Raw genomic sequence first — 19,026 nt, 5'->3', positions numbered from 1 at the left:
TTCACAGCATCCCCTTTGTAGAATTAACTCCTGTAATATTTGCATTCATTTCAACCGCTTCCCGTAAAGCACGACCAAACGCTTTAAAGAGTGCCTCGATTTTATGATGCGTGTTTTTGCCATAAAGGGCACGAGCGTGCAACGTAATACCTGCATTAAAACTTACAGCGCGAAAAAACTCCTCTGTCAATTCTGTATCAAAGTTACCAAGTTTCTCGTTTGTAAGTTCTGCATCAAATACAAGGAACGGACGATTGCTAATATCAAGCGTTACGAAGCCTAATGCCTCATCCATCGGAACGTAAGACGTGCCGTAGCGATTAATTTGCTTTTTATCCCCAAGCGCTTGCTTGATGCATTCCCCAAGTGCAATACCTACATCTTCTACGGTATGATGCGAGTCGATATAGAGATCACCTTTAGCATGTATTTTTAATCCAAAACGGCCATGTCTCGCGAATAATGTGAGCATATGGTCAAAAAACCCAACCCCTGTATCAATACTCACTTGTTCTTGATTGTCTAGATCAACCCAAACCTTGATATCCGTTTCTGTCGTCGTACGAATTCGTTCCGCCGTTCGTGTCATTCTTTCCCCTCCACTTTGTCATCAAATCGGATTTGTATCGCCTTAGCATGTGCCTGTAAGCCTTCTTTTTCAGCTAAAATTACAATTTGGTCTTTTACTTTCTCAAGTGCTTGTCTTGTATAGGATACAAAGCTAGATTTTTTAATAAAATCATCCACAGATAACGGAGAGAAGAAACGTGCGGTTCCGCTAGTTGGTAATACATGATTCGGACCCGCAAAATAATCGCCGAGTGGCTCTGGAGCATACGGTCCAAGGAAAATACTGCCGCCGTTCTTCACATTTGCGAGCGCTAGCATCGGATCCTTTACATGTAGCTCAATATGTTCAGGTGCAATAGCATTCGCCGCTTCAAACGCTTCTTCTAGAGAATTGACAACGATTATCGCACCGTTTCGTTCGATCGACGTCTTTGCAATCTCCTTACGCGGGAGCTCTTCCACTTGCTTTTCCACTTCCTGTTTTACTGCAAGAGCAAGCTCTTCACATGGCGTAACAAGAATCGCAGTTGCATTCACATCATGCTCTGCCTGAGAAAGCAAATCAGCAGCAATGTAACTGGCATTACCTGTTTCGTCTGCAACGACAAGAATATCGGATGGACCAGCTATCATATCAATATTTACATCACCAAATACAGCACGCTTGGCTAGTGCAACGTACATATTACCAGGCCCAACAATTTTATCTACACGAGGAATGCTTTCGGTTCCATATGCAAGTGCAGCAATCGCTTGAGCACCGCCAATGCTATATACTTCGTCAACACCTGCAACCTTTGCTGCTGCTAAAATATACGGATTTACGCCGCCAGCGTGCGGTGGAGTTACCATTACAATACGGGGAACACCAGCAATTTTTGCTGGTAATACATTCATCAGAACCGATGAAGGATAAGCAGCCGTGCCACCAGGAACATATACGCCAACCGTTTGCAAAGGACGAATAAGCTGTCCGCGAATAATTCCATCTTGCTCTGCCTCTACGAAGCCTTGCCGCTTCTGCTTTTCATGATAGGAAACAATATTAACTTTTGCTTCCTCTAGTGCTTGCAAGAAATAAGGGTCCACTGCAGCATATGCTTCGTCAATTTCGCTTTGCTTGATACGGAATGTTTCTAACTTTACTTTATCAAACATTTCTGTATAATTACGAAGTGCTGCATCCCCATTCTTTTTCACTTCTTTGATAACCTGCTGAACAGCTTCCTCAGCTTCTTTTTGTACTACTTTAGATGATTCGCGCAATGCTTCTATATTTATTAAAATTTCATCCTGCTTTCCATATAATACTTTCATAGCCCTGCCTCCCTATTGTAATGCCTCTTCAATACGATCTATAATAGAAAACATTTCTTTTGTTTTCATTTTTAATGATGCTTTATTTGCTATCAGTCTTGCTGAAATATCGGATATTTCTTCAAAAACGATAAGGCCATTTTCCTTTAGTGTTTGTCCTGTTTCCACAATATCTACAATAGCATCTGCAAGACCAAGGAGAGGTGCAATTTCAACAGAGCCTTCTATTTTTATAATTTCAACATCCTCACCTTTTTGACGGAAATAAGCGGATGCTACATTTGGATATTTGGTTGCAATTGTTTTTTTCTTATAACTGTTCGGATCATAGGATGAAATGGAAGCAACACAAAATTTACAGCGTCCGATGCCAAGATCAACCATTTCATAAACTTCCTTTTCATTTTCTAGTAGGACATCTTTCCCGACGATGCCAATGTCAGCTACGCCATGCTCTACATAAGTTAACACGTCCACCGCTTTTACAAGAATGAAAGAAATCGACCCATCTCCACTTTTAAAAATCAGTTTTCTTCCTTTGTCCTTCAGCTCAGAACAATCGATCCCGACACGTTCCATAAGCGGAATTACACTTTTCTCTAGACGACCTTTTGTTAGCGCAATTTGAACGTTACGCATGAAGATTCCCCCTCTTTTTCCAGCACCCATTTGTCAGTATAAACATATGATGTTAGCTTTTCTAACGACGAATCAATCACATGCATAATGTTATGCTTTCGTGCAAAATGAAATGAGTCCTGCAGCGTATCATACATCGATAATTCTGCATTCACACCATCCTTCGCAAACATTGCGCGTAATCGTTCTGCTTTTTCAATGGATTCTAATGAATAATGAATGAACACGGTAACATGTTCAGTTGATGAGGGTGGTGCAATCTCCTTTAAGACGCGGACAATTTGATCAACTTGCAATGCTAATCCTACCGCAGGATATGGCTCTCCAAAGTGTCCCATTAGGTCATCATAGCGTCCACCGCTTAATATTTCTGTTCCTATATCATTTGCATAACCACGGAATATAACGCCTGTATAATATTGAAGATTTTGAATCATACCTAAATCAACGGTAATATAATTGCTATATCCAAGACGTTCAATCGTTTCATAAATTTGTCTAACACGAACAATTGCCTCTTTCATTTCTTTATTGGTTGCTAACCGTTCTGCCTCTTCAATGACTTCCATTCCACCAAACAACCGCGGCAATCTCTTAAGCAATTGTATAGTCTCATCATTGCTATCAAAGTTCTTTTCCTTTAAAAATTCAGATAACCCTGTGTAGCTTTTATTTTCAATATAGATTCGTAGGCTCGCTTCATCTTCCTCAGATAGAGAAAGTTTTTTCACGATAGATTTATATAATTCAACCTGACCAATTTCAATTTTGCATTGCGTTACCCCAACAGCTTGCAATGCATGGATAGCACTAACAATACATTCTACCTCTGCTCGCAAGTTTTCAATCCCTATAATTTCAATCCCAGTTTGTGTTAACTCATTATATTTTCCGGTCATACTTTTATTAGCACGGAAAATATTACCGCTATAAGTAATTTTTAACGGTGGTTTCATCATAGTGGAGCCAATAACACGGGCAATTGGAATGGTCATATCGGGTCGCATAACGAGAATACGGCCATTCTGATCAAAAAATTTATACATCTTTTCTTCATCAATAGGACGATTTCGAAAAGAGAAGACATCATAAAACTCAATGGATGGCGTGCGAATTTCTTGATATCCACGCGATAGAAAGACACGTCGTAATCGTTGCTCTACCTCTTCTTGCCGGGTACATTCTTCGAATAGTAAGTCCCTCGTACCTGTAGGATTTGCTCTTTTCCATTTTGTCATTTGTAACACTCCTTGTCTTAGGAAACAAAAGTAGTTATATTAAAAGATACAAAGGAATAAAAATTATGTCAAATGTTTTCGAAATATGTATCCATTATCTCGTTTCTGCCCTGTTTATTCAAGACTTTATGAAAAAGTAATGATTTTCATATATGTATAAAATTATGCATAATTTATGCACAGAAAAACCTTCAACTCTGTTTTAGAATTGAAGGTCTATCCTGACTATAATTGCTGCTCATAGCTTGTAATTTCTTTTTCATACTTGAGCGTCAATGCAATATCGTCAAGCCCAAGTAATAGTTTTTCCTTCCAAACAGGCTCAATTTCAAAAGAAAAGATATCATCTTTTGTAGAAATCGTTTGTTTCTCTAAATCTACGACTACTTCTTCATCAGCACCTTGATTGCTTAGAATCTTTCGTTCTTTTTCACTTAGAACGACAGGAAGAATACCATTTTTTGTGCAATTCATATAAAAAATATCTGCAAAGCTTCCCGCTATAATAACGCGAATTCCGTAATCATCCAGGGCCCAAGGGGCATGCTCACGAGATGATCCACAGCCAAAATTGTCACCTGCTACTAATATGGTAGCAAGTTTTCTACTATTTAAAGGGAATGCCGGATTATCACTTCGATCATCATTGTAGCGCCATTCATCAAAGAGAAACTGTCCAAATCCCGTACGTTCAATGCGCTTTAAATATTGTTTTGGAATAATTTGATCCGTGTCAATATTGTCACTCATAAGAGCGACAACAGTGCCTTTATGCGTATGAAACGGTTTCACGGTACTCCTCCTTTCTAATGTCCACGAATGTTCCGTAGATTGCTGCTGCAGCTGCCATAGCAGGACTAACAAGATGTGTACGTGCTCCTTTGCCTTGTCGGCCTTCAAAATTACGATTGGAAGTTGAGGCACAATGTTCTCCTGCAGGCACTTGATCAGGATTCATTCCTAAACACATCGAGCAGCCAACCTCACGCCATTCAAACCCAGCATCGATAAAGATTTTGTCCAAGCCTTTTTCCATTGCTTGCAAGCGTACTTGTTTCGAGCCTGGCACAACGAGTGCCCGGACGCCTTCCTTTACCTTTCTTCCCTTTACAATGGAAGCAGCTTCCTCTAAATCTGACAAACGTGAATTCGTACATGAGCCGATGAACACATGCCCGACCGGAATATCGGATGGAGTTTGCCCAGGCTTAAGGTCCATATAGGTATAGGCACGTTCAAGATTTTTGTTTGTTATTTCCGGGAACATTTCATCAATACGAACACCCATACCTGGATTGGTTCCCCACGTAACGTATGGAGAAAGAGATGAAACATCTACAGTAACGTGGCGATCAAAGACTGCCCCTTCTTCTGTATACAAGGTTTTCCAATCATTTACTGCCTCTTCAAAATGTTCCGGAGCATATGGACGACCCTTTATGTATGCAAATGTCGTCTCATCTGGTGCGATTAAACCAGCCTTTGCTCCGCCCTCAATTGCCATATTGCAAATGGTCATTCTCTCTTCCATCGATAGCGCTTTAATGGCATCACCGTAGAATTCAATAACATGACCTGTCCCCATAGAAACACCATATGTTGCAAGAAGATGTAAGATAATATCCTTTGCATATACACCTTGCGCAAGTTTTCCTTTGAGTTCAACTCCCATTGATTTTGGCTTCTTTTGCCAAAGGGTTTGCGTCGCTAATACATGCTCCACTTCACTTGTTCCAATCCCGAATGCAAGTGCTCCAAACGCACCGTGTGTGGACGTATGACTATCACCGCAGACGATTGTTTTCCCAGGCTGTGTTAATCCAAGTTCTGGACCGATTACATGCACAATACCTTGGCGATCATCATTCATATCTGCTAAAGTGATTCCAAATTCTTCGCAGTTTGCACGAAGAGTATCCATTTGCTTTTTCGCAATAACATCAGTAATATTCCATACGTCCTTTGTAGGCACATTATGGTCCATTGTCGCAAAGGTACGATCCGGTCTACGTACCTTACGATTTGTCAACCGCAATCCTTCAAATGCTTGCGGAGATGTTACTTCATGTACAAGATGAAGATCGATGTAAATTAAATCTGTTCCATTTTCTGAGCTTGCAACAACATGCCGATCCCACAATTTATCAAACAGTGTTTTCTTCATAATTTTCGTACAGGACACCCGTGACTTCAGTCACGGGAGAAATGTGCGATTTTTGCGTAAGCAAAAACACGTCCTGTATTCCTCCTTTCGTGTTATAGTTTAATTGGGACAAAGGAGAAAACCGTTGAATATGGAAGGCACTCCTTTGCTCGTTTTGCTCTTTGACAAGATATGAGGTTGTTACAAAAAGTCGTTTGTAGCGTAAAATCTTAGACGTATTCGTCTGCCTAGTTGGATGTGGAAGCCTAGTACTGCCACTAGGCAAAAACCGCCTGCGTAACGGTTGCTATTTGGGTATATCCCTTGTAGTAGGGTAGCGGTCAATCTGCCCACGATGTAACACCACCCTAAGGAAGGAGTCGCAAGACGTTTGCACTTCTGGGTAGCTACAAGCTCGCGACTTCAGTCATGAGTAATTGACGCCCTTCCTCTCCCCACTAATACTTGTTCTTCTATCGTCTGAACAATACGATTCGTAAACGATGTCGTTGTTTCTTTTCCTCCAAGGTCTGCTGTGAAATAACCTTCACCTAATACAGCAGAAATTGCATTTGTGATGGCTTTCGCTTCATTTGTTAATCCAAATGATTGCTCTAGTAATAATGCTAGTGAACGAAGCATAGCAACTGGATTAGCAATATTTTTTCCTGCAATATCTGGAGCGGATCCGTGAACAGGTTCATATAAGGAAGGACCACTTTCAGAGTGACTTGCTGAAGGCAGCATACCTAAGGAGCCTGTTAATACAGATGCCTCATCGCTTAAAATATCACCAAACATGTTTTCTGTTACAAGTACATCAAATTTTCCTGGGTTCCGAATCATTTCCATGGAGGCAGCATCAACATATAAATGTTCTAGCTCTACATCCTCATAGCGCTTGGAAATTTCCAAGGCGATTTCTCTCCAAAGTTTACTCGTTTCCAGTACATTCGCTTTGTCAATACTCGTTACTTTTTTTCTTCTTGTTCTTGCAAGTTTAAATGCATATTCTATTATTCTTTCAATCTCTTTTCTCGTATACGAAAGTGTATCTGTCGCCTTGTCTGTATCTCTCTCCTTAGGAAGCGCGAAATACAGACCTCCCGTTAGTTCACGTACTACAACGAATTGTACATCCTTCGCCCGTTCTTCTTTTAACGGCGACAAATAAGCTAAGGAATTCTCCACTTCAACTGGTCTTACATTTGCAAATACACCAAGCCCTTTGCGTAAAGCCAATAGACCTTTTTCTGGACGCTCCGGTGTATGATCCCATTTTGGACCCCCAACAGCAGCTAATAAAATTGCGTCACTCGTTAAGCATGCCGTAAGTGTACGAGCTGGAAGCGGTTGACCGTATTCGTCAATAGCCGCACCCCCAAATAATTCATCCTGCAAATGAAAACGGTGACCATACAACCGTTCTATTACTTCTAATATTTTCTTAGCACTCTCCATAACCTCTGGGCCAATGCCGTCACCTGCTAAACAAACTATTCTCTTTTCCACTCTTTTTCACCTCACCGTTTTATTGCTGATAGCCGTATAAGTTTTCCTGCTGCATGGACATAAGCTCTAGCAGATGCTTCAAGAACATCCTGTGCTACGCCAAATCCTGATACTTTCTTACCATCCTCACTAAGCTCAACATTTACATGTGCCAATGCGTCCTGTCCTTGCGTAATAGACTGAATTCGGTAATCAACAAGGCGATATTCTTTCTTCAAAATTCGATGAATTGCATTGTAAATTGCTTCAATACTACCTGCACCTGTTGCTGCATCCTCTAAAATAGCTCCGTGCTCATCTTCTAAAACAACGGTTGCTGATTGTGTACCATTGGAATTAAAGCTCACATGTAAATCTTTCACTTCATAAGGTTGATTGAGAAGCGATGTTTCTCCTAAGACAAGTGCATGCAAGTCTGCTTCTGTTATTTCTTTCTTTCGGTCAGCTAGCTGTTTAAATGCCCGGAATGCACGATCTCGCTCTTCGTCCGTTAATACATAGCCAAGCTCAATCATTCGTTCTGTAAACGCATGACGACCCGAATGCTTTCCTAGTACTAGCTTATTTTGTTCTTCTCCAACAAGCTCTGGAGAAATAATTTCGTAGGTAGATGCTTCCTTCAATACGCCGTCCTGGTGAATACCAGATTCATGTGCAAATGCATTTGCGCCGACGACTGCTTTATTTTTTGGAACTGCCATTCCCGTTAAGCGACTCACTAATGAGCTTGTTGCCTTAATTTCCTTTAATTGCAAGGAGGAGAAAGCGTGATAATGATCCTTACGAATATGAAGGGCAACGGCAATTTCCTCTAAAGCAGCGTTTCCGGCACGTTCTCCAATTCCATTTATCGTTCCTTCTACTTGACCTATACCACTTTCAATAGCAGCTAGCGAATTTGCTGTAGCCATCCCAAGATCATCATGGCAATGACAAGAGAAAATTGCTTTTTCATAAGATGGAACGTGCTGTTTTAAGTACTGAAAAAGAGCGTAGTATTCTTGCGGATGGGTATAGCCAACCGTATCTGGAATATTGATTACATCTGCACCGTAACGAATGGCTTGTTCAACTGTTTGTGCAAGAAAAGCATAATCTGTTCTCGTTGCATCTTCAGCCGAGAATTGAACAACTGGAAATAATGATTTTGCTAGTGTTACTGACTCTTTAACCGAATCCAATACTTGCTCTCGTGTCATACGAAGCTTGTATTTCATATGAATGTCACTTGTCGCAATGAACACATGCAAGCGTGGTTCTGCTGCATGTTTTAGTGCCTCATAGGCCGTTTTAATATCGCTTTCCTTTGCACGTGCAAGGCTCATTACGGAGGAAGTTTTCACGATATTTGCTATATCACTTACAGATTGGAAATCACCATCGGAAGCAGCTGCAAAGCCTGCTTCCATGATGTTAATTCCTAATTTTTCTAACTGACGAGCAATTTGTAATTTTTCTTGCGAATTCAAGTTTACGCCGGCTGATTGTTCCCCATCTCTAAGCGTCGTATCCATGAATAGAATTCGTCTCATGCTTATGCCTCCACTTTAGTGCGTGGTTTTACAAATGGCATCATTTCACGTAGTTTGCTTCCAACCGTTTCAAGTTGATGATTCTTTTCAGCTTCCACAAATTTATTAAAGTTTGGACGACCTGATTTATGTTCTTCAATCCATCCTTTTGCAAATGTTCCATTTTGAATGTCAGTAAGAACGTCCTTCATTGCTTTCTTTGAATCTGCTGTTACGACACGTGGTCCAGATACATAATCGCCCCATTGTGCTGTATCCGAGATGGAATAATGCATGTTTGCAATACCGCCTTCATACATCAAATCAACGATTAATTTTAACTCATGGAATGTTTCAAAATAAGCCAATTCTGGTTGGTATCCTGCTTCAACAAGCGTTTCAAATCCAGCTTTTACAAGTGCTGTTACCCCGCCGCAAAGAACAGCTTGTTCTCCGAATAGATCGGTTTCTGTTTCTTCTTGGAATGTTGTTTGAAGCACCCCTGCACGAGTTGCGCCGATGCCATCTGCATATGACAATGCTTTTTCAGTTGCAGTACCTGTTGCATCTTGATAGACAGCAAACAATGCTGGAACAGCTCCGCCTTCTACAAACGTACGTCTAACTAGATGTCCCGGACCTTTAGGTGCTACTAGGAATACATCAACATCAGCTGGTGGAGTGATTTGTTTAAAGTGAATGTTAAAGCCGTGAGCAAATGCAAGGCTATTACCCGCTTCTAAGTTTGGAGCGATTTCTGCTTCATAAACTTCTGGTTGTCTTTCATCTGGAAGCAGGATCATCACAACATCTGCTTCCTTCGCAGCTTCTGCAACTGTTTTAACAGAAAATCCATCTTCCTTAGCTTTATCAAATGATTTTCCTGGACGAACTCCAATGATTACAGTAAAACCATTATCTCGTAAATTTTGTGCATGTGCATGGCCTTGAGAACCATAACCGATGATTGCAATTGTCTTTCCCTCTAATACGTTGTTTGTAACGGAATCCTTATAATATACTTTTGTCATTTTCTTTTCCTCCTAATTTTTAATGAATAATCATCATTTGTTGTTTATCTTGCTTCTTCATACTGCGTGTAAATGCGGTAACGCCTGTACGGGCAATTTCTTTCAACCCGTACGGACGAAGCAATTCAATTAATGCTTCTACCTTATCCGATGTTCCTGTTACTTGGACAACGACAGAATCTTTGCCAACATCGATAACGGAAGCACGGAATGGTTCAATTAAGCTATAAATCTCAGTGCGAGTTGCCAGCGTAGTCGACACTTTAATTAGTGCGAGCTCGCGAGCAATCATCGCTTCATCTGTAATATCAGACACCTTAATTACATCTATTTGCTTATGAAGGTTTTTAATAAGCTGCTCCACTTGCTGTAGATTGTCAACATGTACAACGAATGTCATCCGAGAAAGATCAGCAGCTTCTGTGTGACCTACTGAAATGCTTTCAATATTGAATTGCCTTCTCGACATAACCCCAGTAATACGATTTAGGACACCACTTTGATTTCGAACCGTTGCCGTTACAATTCGCTTCATTCTTCCACACCTTCCATCTGATGAATGCCTTTTCCAGGTGCCACCATCGGCAAAACAATTTCCGATTGTAGCACGCGACAATCGATTAATACTGGTCCATCAAATGTGATTGCCTCTTCCAATTGCTGTTTCGCAGTTTTTGGATCTGTAATGCGAACACCCTTAATCCCATAAGCATCTGCCAAAGCAACAAAATCCGGTTGACAAGAAAGCAAGGAATGAGAATAACGCTCTTTGTAAAAAGATTCCTGCCATTGACGAACCATTCCAAGCGCCTCATTGTTTAAAATGAAAACTTTAATTGGTAATTGATGCTGCTTTAATACGCTGAGTTCTTGCAGCGTCATTTGGAAGCCTGCATCTCCAACAACTGCTACCACCAACTCTTTTGGTCTTGCAAATTGAGCGCCGATAGCTGCCGGTAATCCAAATCCCATCGTTCCAAGTCCGCCAGATGTAACCCATTTGTCTGGATCTTGAAGCGGATAATACTGGGCTGCCCACATTTGATGCTGCCCTACATCCGTAGTTACAATTGCTTTCCCTTCTGTTACTTCATACAACAATTCAATGGCCGTTTGCGGCTTTAATACTTCTCCGCATTTTTCATATCGCAACGGATACTTTTCCTTTCGACTTATCATTAATTCTAGCCATTCTTCGTGATTAGCAGCTGCTCCTTCTTTTTCTAATAGGGCTTGCAGAGCAAGTTTGGCAGAAGCAACAATTGGAATTTCAGTCGGTACATTTTTGCTAATTTCTGCTGGATCAATATCGATATGTGCTACAGTAGCAAATTGAGCAAAATGGGCTAGGTTACCTGTAAGACGGTCGTCGAATCTAGCTCCTACATTTATGAGAAGATCACATTCGTACAAGGCCATATTTGCTGCATACGCTCCATGCATACCGCCCATTCCTAAAAAAAGCGGATCCTGCGGTGGGAATGAACCTAGTCCAAGTAATGTATTCACAACCGGAATACGATATAAATGTGCAAATTTCGTAAGCTCTTTAGAAGCATCCGCGTGAAGAACGCCAGCACCTGCAAGAATAACAGGCTTCTTGGCCTTCGATACAGCTGCTAAAAGCTTTGCAATTTGTTGACGATTTGGTTCATAATTCGGTTGATAGCCTGGTAAATCGATTTCCACTTGATTACTTACTGTCGCTCTCTCTGTGACCATATTCTTTGGCAAATCAATTACTACCGGACCCTTTCGACCAGTTGAAGCGATATGAAACGCTTCTTTTACAATTCGCGGCAGATCAGACACTTTACGAATTTGATAATTATGCTTTGTTACTGGCATTGTTAATCCAATAATGTCTGCTTCTTGGAATGCATCGGATCCGATTACTCGGCTCGATACTTGACCAGTAAACACAACAAGCGGAAGGGAATCAATCATCGCATCAGCTAATCCAGTAATTAGATTCGTCGCTCCTGGTCCACTCGTTGCAATTACAACTCCGGGTTTTCCTGTTACTCGTGCATACCCTTCGGCTGCATGAATCGCTCCCTGTTCATGTCTCGGTAAAATATGGGGAATGCTGCAATCATATAAAGCATCATAAAGAGGTAAAACCGCCCCACCAGGATAGCCGAAAATAATTTCTACACCTTCATTCGTAAGCGATTGAATTAGAAGCTCTGCTCCTGTACGTTCCTTTGTTTGCGTAGTCATGCCCTTTCAACCCCCAAGCCGTATTTTTATATAAAAAAACATTCGCCCAAAGCCACAAATAAACCGTGACTAAAGGGGCGAATGATTTCGCGGTACCACCCTTCTTCACAAGAAATAATCATTTCTTGCCTCAGAGACTCTCATAGAGCCGAGCCGATAACGTGGCTAACGTTTGAGCCTACTTATTTAACCCAACACTCAGGGGCGATGTTCGTTGTTTTGAACCATCGGTTTCCACCAGCCACCGACTCTCTGTGAGGCTTCAATAACAACTACTCCTCCCCGTCATCGCTTTTACACTTTTAAAATTCCACCTGTATTCGCCGAAGTAACAAGCTTTGCATAACGTGCTAAATATCCGCTTTTCACTTTCGATTCAGGTAATACAGTATTTTCTTTACGAGTTTGAAATTCTTCTTCAGAAATTTCCCAATGTAATGTACGATCCTTTAAATTAATAATGATGGAATCGCCGTTCTTCACATAAGCAATTGGTCCGCCTTGCGCTGCTTCAGGTGACACATGACCGATTGCAATACCGCGCGAGGCACCTGAGAAACGTCCATCTGTAATAAGAGCTACTTTAGTACCAAGTCCTCTTCCTACAATAGATGAAGTTGGTGCAAGCATTTCCGGCATACCAGGTCCACCCTTTGGTCCTTCATGACGAATAACAACCACATGACCTTCCTTGACAAGACCTTCATCAATCGCTTCTACCGCTTCATCATGGGAGTTAAAGCAAATTGCTTTCCCAACAAATGTTTCAATAGAAGGATCGACACCTCCGACTTTAATAACAGCACCGTCTGGAGCAATATTTCCAAACAGAATGGACAATCCGCCTGTTTTTTTGTATGGATTTTCTTTTTTATGAATAACCGCTTCGTTTGTTATCTCTGCATCTTGGACATTTTCCAGCAATGTCTTTCCTGTTATCGTAATACGATCAGGATGAATCGCTCCTGGTATGGAAGCGAGTTCCTTAATAATTGCGGAAACTCCACCTGCATGATGAACATCATTCATCGAGTATAGGGATGCCGGACTTATTTTTGCTAGATATGGAACGCGGTTTGCTACTTCATTAATCGAGTTCAAATCATATTCAATACCAGCTTCATTTGCAATCGCCAACATGTGAAGCACAGTATTAGTTGATCCTCCCATTGCCATATCTAACGCAAAAGCATCGTCTATTGCATCTTTTGTAATGATGTCACGCGGTTTTATATCGTTTTGAATCAATTCAATAAGATGAGAGGCAGCCTTATAAATCAGCTCATGTCTCTCTTCGCTTGTTGCAACAATTGTTCCATTTCCAGGAAGCGCAACACCCAGCATTTCCATAATCGTATTCATAGAGTTTGCTGTAAACATTCCGGAGCAGGATCCGCATGTTGGGCAAGCTGCCTGTTCCATTTCTACCAGTTCTTCTAAACTGATTCGACCCGATTTAAGAGCTCCTACCCCTTCAAACACAGATGCTAGGGAAAGCTGCTTACCATTCTTTGTTACCCCAGCTTCCATCGGTCCTCCTGATACAAACACAGCTGGCACATTTGTGCGAACGGCTGCCATCAGCATGCCCGGTGTAATTTTATCGCAGTTTGGAATGTAGAATACACCATCAAACCAATGTGCTTGAATCACTGTTTCAGCTGCATCTGCGATAATTTCACGACTTGGAAGCGAATATCGCATTCCGATATGTCCCATTGCAATACCATCATCTACACCAATGGTGTTAAATTCAAACGGTACTCCTCCCGCTGCTCGAATTGCAGCCTTTGCAACATCTGCTAATCCTCGCAGATGAATGTGTCCAGGGACAATGTCTATATAGGAATTACAAATCGCAATGAACGGCTTACCGAAGTCTTCTTCTTTAACACCTGCTGCATGAAGCAAACTGCGGTGAGGAGCGCGATCAATTCCATTTTTTATCATATTACTTCGCAACGCTATCTCCTCCATTAATTAACATGGTCTGTTTTATAAATTTTTTCTCCGTCTTGAACTACGAGTCTACGAAATTCAGTTAATAAACTATTTGTGGCAGAACCTGTTTTACTTTCCACACCGACTAGCTGAGCTTCAATTATTACTAAAAAATATTATTTAAATAGTTTAGCGATTTTACTTGGGGGTTAAGTACATCAGAAAAATAAATCTGTTGCTCGTTCATCTTATATCCCCCTATAGCTAAACAATTATTTTTATTGTTACTTAGTTTACGCTTCCTTTATAAATTAATCAAAACAATTTTTTAAATATTTTAAATATTACATTTAATAAAATGACAGAATTTACTGTAATATCAATATTGTTAACGCTTCCATTTTATTTTAAAAATTTTTCGACAAATTTCTAGACCTACTATTTTTATATGGGAATAATCATTACACCTATTGGAACATCACAGTTACTCGAGTTGGATTATATCGGGGAAAGTCCTATCCGCCAAAATAAAAAAAGGACTTTTATAAAAAGTCCTTTTTGCATTTAAACGAAAGGGTTTGTAACATGCTGATCTACTTTTCAGATAAAAGCCCTACCTCTCTTTTACCCTTGCGGCTCCAGTGACCGCTCCTGCTAAGCCAGCCATTACTTTACACAGGTAAACAACCTGTATGTAGACTGTAAAAGTTGTTGGCTATCCTGCCCGATCTTTTCAGCCTGTATAATTGTACAACCTGTATCATTACAAGTAATTTTTTATGCCAGCGTTCTTCCAAGTATAACTGAGACACGAGATGTAAATTTTATAACACTTAAAAGGAAAAGTCAATATCTAAATTTATAAAATATATGTCTAAATCCTATCACTCAAATTTAGACATACAGTTTTTTGTTGATTACAGCTGCTTTTACTTCCTTCCATACAAATATGGAAAAGGCACCGATCAACAGAAATACTCCTACGATAAATTGTTTGATATTAATCATTTCCGTGCTCCTTTTAGCTAGTTCAATCCATGTAGCAAAACCAAGAAATTCTATAATGATTTTACTTTATTGACATAAAACAACAGCATTTGCATCTAAACATAATATAATATAATGGGAAAGCGCTTTATACCTATAGCATACCCACATACTGATAAAAAAATAAAAAGGGGCGTGTAAGAATTTGTTAGGCTTGGTAAAACAACATAAAATCAAAGCTATTTTGTCTTTGCCGATTGTTGCAGGTCTCTCGTATTTTGGCGTGAAAAAAGTATATTCTAAAAATACGACGATTCTCAATGCCACACACTTGTTGCAAAATCCCGAGCTTCCAAGGGGATGTGAGGTAACAAGCTTAGCCATGCTGCTTTTGCACGCTGGAGTATCAGTAGACAAAATGGAACTAGCTGCAAAGCTAGACAACGTACCATTTGAGCAAAACGGTCTTAATGGAAATATGGAGGAAGGGTTTGTAGGGGATATGTTTTCCTTTAGCAGACCAGGGCTAGGGGTTTTTTCCGGTCCCATTTTTAAATTAGGTCTAACCTATTTATCGAATCAACTGGTGAATATAACAGGAGGTTCACCTGAGGATTTGTATGGGATGATTGATAAAGGTGCACCCGTATGGACCATAGTGAATGATACCTTCTCTATTCTGCCTGAGGAAAGGTTTGAAACATGGTATACGAGTGAAGGGCCGATGCGCGTCACATTCGCACAGCACAGTGTTCTGCTAGTTGGCTACAGCCCATTTCATGTCTACGTAAACGACCCATTGCATGACGTTCCTAAGCGAAAGATTAATCGAAAAGAATTTGAAAAGGCATGGATTCAAATGGGGCGACAAGCCATTAGCTACAAGCCTCTTCCCGAACCGACCAATTCCAAGTAAGTGATACATATACCAAAAGGAGACTGACTCATGAAGTATGATCTCCTTTTGGTATATTATTGAAACGAATTTTTCTTCTCATTTCTCATATTTTGAATCGATTGAATGGCTTTCGGTACGACATCTAGGGCTTTTTCAATTAAATGCGTATTGCTCTGTAGATGCATTACCTGTACACCCTTTTCGCCAACAACTAAGAAGGCAACCGGATTAATTGACACCCCTGCACCACTTCCACCACCAAACGGGTATTCCTGCTCTTTTTCAGTTGCTGCTATCTTTTTTTCCTGTTCTTGATTCGGATGAAATTTATTTTTAGGACGCTTGATGAATGTGGATCCATTTCCATTCCCCTGAAAATCACTTCCCCCTGCCCCAAAACCAAAGGATACTTTTGAAACGGTAAGAATGACACTCCCATCATTCGTAGCGACAGGTTTCCCCACAATCGTATTTACATCCACCATTTCTTTTAAATTATGCATCGCTGTTTTCATAAGATCTTCAATTGGATGCTGCATGATTCTAAGCCTCCTTTGTTACATTCAGTTTCCCTTTTATCGTTTCCAATAAAATAACAATCATACCAGCTTTTTTCTTGGGGTCTTTTGCAAAGTAGAGGTCATACTATACATAGCTCCTATTTAGGAGCCATATGAAAGAAAGGGGTTTGATTATGGCAGATAAAGATCACAATCAAAGCTTTTCTCAAGATCACAAGGATGAAGAATTTGCCGCTGAAGTAGCTCCTGTTCGTGTGAACCCAGAGCGAAAAGAGGTAGAGCCTACTACTTCCGGAGCTGTGATTGGATATACTGCACTAGCTCTTGCGGTATTATCCTTCTTTACGTATCCAGCTATGTTTGGAATCATCGCTGTCATTCTCGGATTTTTTGCAATGAGCCGAGATGCGAGAACGACAGGAAGACTTGCAATAATTTTAGGCGGAATTGCTGCTGTGCTTGCGATCGTATTTCGAGTCGCAGTCATCAGTGCAATCCTGTCGTTATTTTACAGATAAGCTTGAAATGCATTCAGTTTATCTTCAAATGAAAACTTCGCCATAAAAAAACTACACCTCCAATTGTTAGTTGTATCTAACAATTGGGGGTGCAGTTCACTTCTATGGTTTTTTCATCTGTATTGTTTTTACCTTGGTAATTATGCAAGCAAAGACAATCCGCCATCTACAATAATCGTTTGTCCTCGAATCATACTTGCAGCAGATGTGCTTAGGAAATACACAGTTTCTGCCAAGTCATTCGGTTCCACTAGGCGACCCGCTGGATTTCGTGACGCAGCTGATTCTAATAGTTCCTCACGATTTGGAAAATGAGTAAGTGCGTCTGTATCAACAGCGCCTCCAGATACTGCGTTTACCACAATCCCTTTCGGTGCAAGCTCTACAGCTAAATATCGAGTTAACGCCTCTACTGCCGCCTTGGAAACTCCCACTGTAACATAATTCGGCAGGGCACGAATAGAACCGAGACTTGACATCGCAATGATAGCTCCACCGTTTTCCATAAGTTTAGCTGCCTCTTGTGCTGCAAATAAATAGGCTTTTGCGTTAATATCTTGTGTCCAGTCCCAATGACTTTCTTCCACTTCCATAAGCGGACGAAGGACACCTGATGCAGCGTTGTTTACAAATACGTCAAGACGTCCAAAATAATCTCTTACTTCTTGAAATAATCGCTGAATTTGATCTACTTCTTTAACATTTGCCTTGACAAGTAATACTTTTACGCCAAATTGTGATTCAATCTCTTCTTTTGTTTGTTCTGCATCGCTCTTTTTACGCATGTAATTGAGTACAACATTATAGCCTTCCTTTGCAAAACGTTTTGCAATTGCTTTACCGATTCCTCGGGTACCACCTGTAATAAGTGCAACTTTTTCTGCCATATGTATTTCCTCCTCATATATATGTACAAAATTTTACCTTTCTTATGCGATTCGGTCAATGAATGAAAATTTCATTTCCCTTTCACCAAGAGTTCACAATGATTTCACAAGGGGTATGTAAAGTATCCAATAAGGAGTTGCCCCAAGCAGCTTAATCCTTTTGACATAGATCGACCCCCTTCCCACTCCTTGCCAAGCTAGCAGGGAGTAATTTTTTTACCCTTAAAAATTAAAACTGGCTCAAAAAGGAAAAAAACATTCCCTGTTGAACCAGCTCTCAAAATATTCTGTCAAGTTGTCCAAAAAAATCAGTAAGTTTTTACCTTGGCTTTCGAGTAATTTTTATTTTTTGTGCAGTTTCTGTGACTTACTTCCTTTCCGAGACCGGTATTCATTACCTTTATTGCTGTTTCCAATCGATGAAGCTTCTTCAATACTCCAGTTCGTACTTGGAGAAGACTGATTTTTACTTCCCTTGCTACCGTTATGACTACTTATCACACTCACCCTTTCTTAGGAATGTGCGATTAGTTTTCCGCTGTTTTCATGGTTTTAGTCACATTAAACGATCCGATTCTAGCATGGCTCTCTCCCTATAAATTACGATTTTGCTAATTTTTGAAACACATCAATGGCTATCTTCATTTCTTCCTCAGATAGTGTAGCAAATTTTTCTTTTATGTATTTTGTTTTTCTTTCTTCCATCTCACGAACAAGCTTGCTTCCTTGCTCGGTTATCTTTAAAAAAACAACTCGGCGATCCGTACTGCAGCGAGTTCTCTCTAGTAAATCCCTAGCAATTAATTTTTCAGAAACAGCCGTAATATGACTGCTTGATACGTGTAGCTCCTGTGCTATTTTCGATACTTTCTCTTGTTTTTCTCGATTTAAAATACGTAAAACGAAAAACTCATTCATTGGAATAAATTCTTCAAACACCTTTGAAACTTCACCTCGTAAGGAACGAAAGACAATAAACATTGATGCTACAAGCTCATTAGAAAGCTCTTCGCGATATTCACTCATGATTAGATTATGTCTCCTTTTATTTAACTAGATTAACTATATACTACGTTCACTAAATTGTCAT

18 protein-coding genes and 1 other annotated feature are annotated in these 19,026 nt (G+C 40.3%); of the genes, 2 read left to right on the top strand and 16 right to left on the bottom strand.

Annotation, left to right across the window (positions count from 1 at the left end; all coding sequences use genetic code 11):
• Position 1 precedes the first annotated feature (1 nt).
• The 12 genes from hisB to ilvD form a co-directional block, all read right to left on the bottom strand.
• Positions 2–589 carry an imidazoleglycerol-phosphate dehydratase HisB gene (gene hisB / locus ACM5BR_RS02950; RefSeq protein ID WP_416825722.1) on the bottom strand — a complete coding sequence of 196 codons (588 nt, stop codon included), beginning with the start codon at positions 587–589 and terminating at the stop codon, positions 2–4.
• Positions 586–1,887 (bottom strand): histidinol dehydrogenase, encoded by a 1,302-nt coding sequence (gene hisD / locus ACM5BR_RS02945; RefSeq protein ID WP_416825720.1) that lies wholly within the window; start codon positions 1,885–1,887, stop codon positions 586–588. Before hisD ends, hisB begins: the two co-directional genes overlap by 4 nt.
• A gap of 12 nt (positions 1,888–1,899) precedes the next feature.
• The gene (gene hisG / locus ACM5BR_RS02940) at positions 1,900–2,526 is read right to left on the bottom strand and encodes an ATP phosphoribosyltransferase (RefSeq protein WP_416825718.1); all 627 of its coding nucleotides are present in this window, start codon (positions 2,524–2,526) and stop codon (positions 1,900–1,902) included.
• Entirely contained in the window at positions 2,502–3,764 is a 1,263-nt protein-coding gene (locus tag ACM5BR_RS02935) for an ATP phosphoribosyltransferase regulatory subunit (protein ID WP_416825716.1), read from the bottom strand. Before ACM5BR_RS02935 ends, hisG begins: the two co-directional genes overlap by 25 nt.
• A 225-nt stretch (positions 3,765–3,989) precedes the next feature.
• A complete protein-coding gene (gene leuD / locus ACM5BR_RS02930) occupies positions 3,990–4,556 on the bottom strand; it encodes a 3-isopropylmalate dehydratase small subunit (protein ID WP_416825714.1) in 567 nt (188 codons plus the stop codon).
• On the bottom strand, positions 4,534–5,928 hold the full coding sequence (gene leuC, locus ACM5BR_RS02925; RefSeq protein WP_416825712.1) for a 3-isopropylmalate dehydratase large subunit: 1,395 nt from the start codon (positions 5,926–5,928) through the stop codon (positions 4,534–4,536). The genes leuD and leuC overlap by 23 nt, the downstream gene beginning before the upstream one ends.
• 402 nt (positions 5,929–6,330) lie before the next feature.
• Complete coding sequence (gene leuB / locus ACM5BR_RS02920; protein ID WP_416825710.1) at positions 6,331–7,419, bottom strand: 3-isopropylmalate dehydrogenase; 1,089 nt, start codon at positions 7,417–7,419, stop codon at positions 6,331–6,333.
• 11 nt (positions 7,420–7,430) lie between these two features.
• A complete protein-coding gene (locus tag ACM5BR_RS02915) occupies positions 7,431–8,951 on the bottom strand; it encodes a 2-isopropylmalate synthase (protein WP_416825708.1) in 1,521 nt (506 codons plus the stop codon).
• A 2-nt stretch (positions 8,952–8,953) separates the two neighbouring features.
• A complete protein-coding gene (gene ilvC, locus ACM5BR_RS02910; protein WP_416825707.1) occupies positions 8,954–9,961 on the bottom strand; it encodes a ketol-acid reductoisomerase in 1,008 nt (335 codons plus the stop codon).
• Between the two features lie 19 nt (positions 9,962–9,980).
• Complete coding sequence (gene ilvN / locus ACM5BR_RS02905; RefSeq protein WP_416825706.1) at positions 9,981–10,496, bottom strand: acetolactate synthase small subunit; 516 nt, start codon at positions 10,494–10,496, stop codon at positions 9,981–9,983.
• Positions 10,493–12,184, bottom strand: coding sequence for an acetolactate synthase large subunit (ilvB, locus tag ACM5BR_RS02900; protein WP_416825704.1), 1,692 nt, complete (start codon positions 12,182–12,184; stop codon positions 10,493–10,495). The genes ilvN and ilvB overlap by 4 nt, the downstream gene beginning before the upstream one ends.
• 70 nt (positions 12,185–12,254) lie before the next feature.
• Positions 12,255–12,482, bottom strand: a binding site (T-box leader).
• Positions 12,479–14,146, bottom strand: coding sequence for a dihydroxy-acid dehydratase (gene ilvD, locus ACM5BR_RS02895; RefSeq protein ID WP_416825702.1), 1,668 nt, complete (start codon positions 14,144–14,146; stop codon positions 12,479–12,481). It overlaps the preceding feature by 4 nt.
• Positions 14,147–15,317: 1,171 nt before the next feature.
• On the opposite strand from ilvD, the gene ACM5BR_RS02890 reads away from it, so the two are divergent.
• Positions 15,318–16,028, top strand: coding sequence for a C39 family peptidase (locus tag ACM5BR_RS02890; protein WP_416825700.1), 711 nt, complete (start codon positions 15,318–15,320; stop codon positions 16,026–16,028).
• A 56-nt stretch (positions 16,029–16,084) separates the two neighbouring features.
• Here ACM5BR_RS02890 and ytfJ read toward each other — a convergent pair whose 3' ends face one another.
• Positions 16,085–16,549: a GerW family sporulation protein gene (gene ytfJ, locus ACM5BR_RS02885; protein WP_416825698.1), complete on the bottom strand. Its 465-nt coding sequence runs from the start codon at positions 16,547–16,549 to the stop codon at positions 16,085–16,087.
• Between the two features lie 155 nt (positions 16,550–16,704).
• Between ytfJ and ACM5BR_RS02880 the strand changes: the two genes are divergently transcribed.
• The gene (locus ACM5BR_RS02880; RefSeq protein ID WP_416825696.1) at positions 16,705–17,049 is read left to right on the top strand and encodes an imidazole glycerol phosphate synthase; all 345 of its coding nucleotides are present in this window, start codon (positions 16,705–16,707) and stop codon (positions 17,047–17,049) included.
• Positions 17,050–17,189: 140 nt separating this feature from the next.
• Here the strand turns inward: ACM5BR_RS02880 and fabL are convergent, their stop codons facing one another.
• The 3 genes from fabL to ACM5BR_RS02865 form a co-directional block, all read right to left on the bottom strand.
• Entirely contained in the window at positions 17,190–17,936 is a 747-nt protein-coding gene (gene fabL, locus ACM5BR_RS02875; protein WP_416825694.1) for an enoyl-[acyl-carrier-protein] reductase FabL, read from the bottom strand.
• Between the two features lie 342 nt (positions 17,937–18,278).
• Positions 18,279–18,434, bottom strand: a complete 156-nt coding sequence (locus ACM5BR_RS02870) for an imidazoleglycerol-phosphate dehydratase (RefSeq protein WP_416827819.1) — start codon at positions 18,432–18,434, stop codon at positions 18,279–18,281.
• A 102-nt stretch (positions 18,435–18,536) separates the two neighbouring features.
• Positions 18,537–18,962 carry a MarR family winged helix-turn-helix transcriptional regulator gene (locus ACM5BR_RS02865; RefSeq protein WP_416825693.1) on the bottom strand — a complete coding sequence of 142 codons (426 nt, stop codon included), beginning with the start codon at positions 18,960–18,962 and terminating at the stop codon, positions 18,537–18,539.
• Positions 18,963–19,026 lie beyond the last annotated feature (64 nt).

It is taken from the genome of Ectobacillus polymachus (assembly GCF_048159605.1).
Classification (GTDB): Bacteria; Bacillota; Bacilli; order Bacillales; family Bacillaceae_G; genus Ectobacillus; species Ectobacillus polymachus.
The sequence above is the reverse complement of the archived record's forward strand: the minus strand, read 5'-3'. Positions and strand labels throughout refer to the sequence as shown.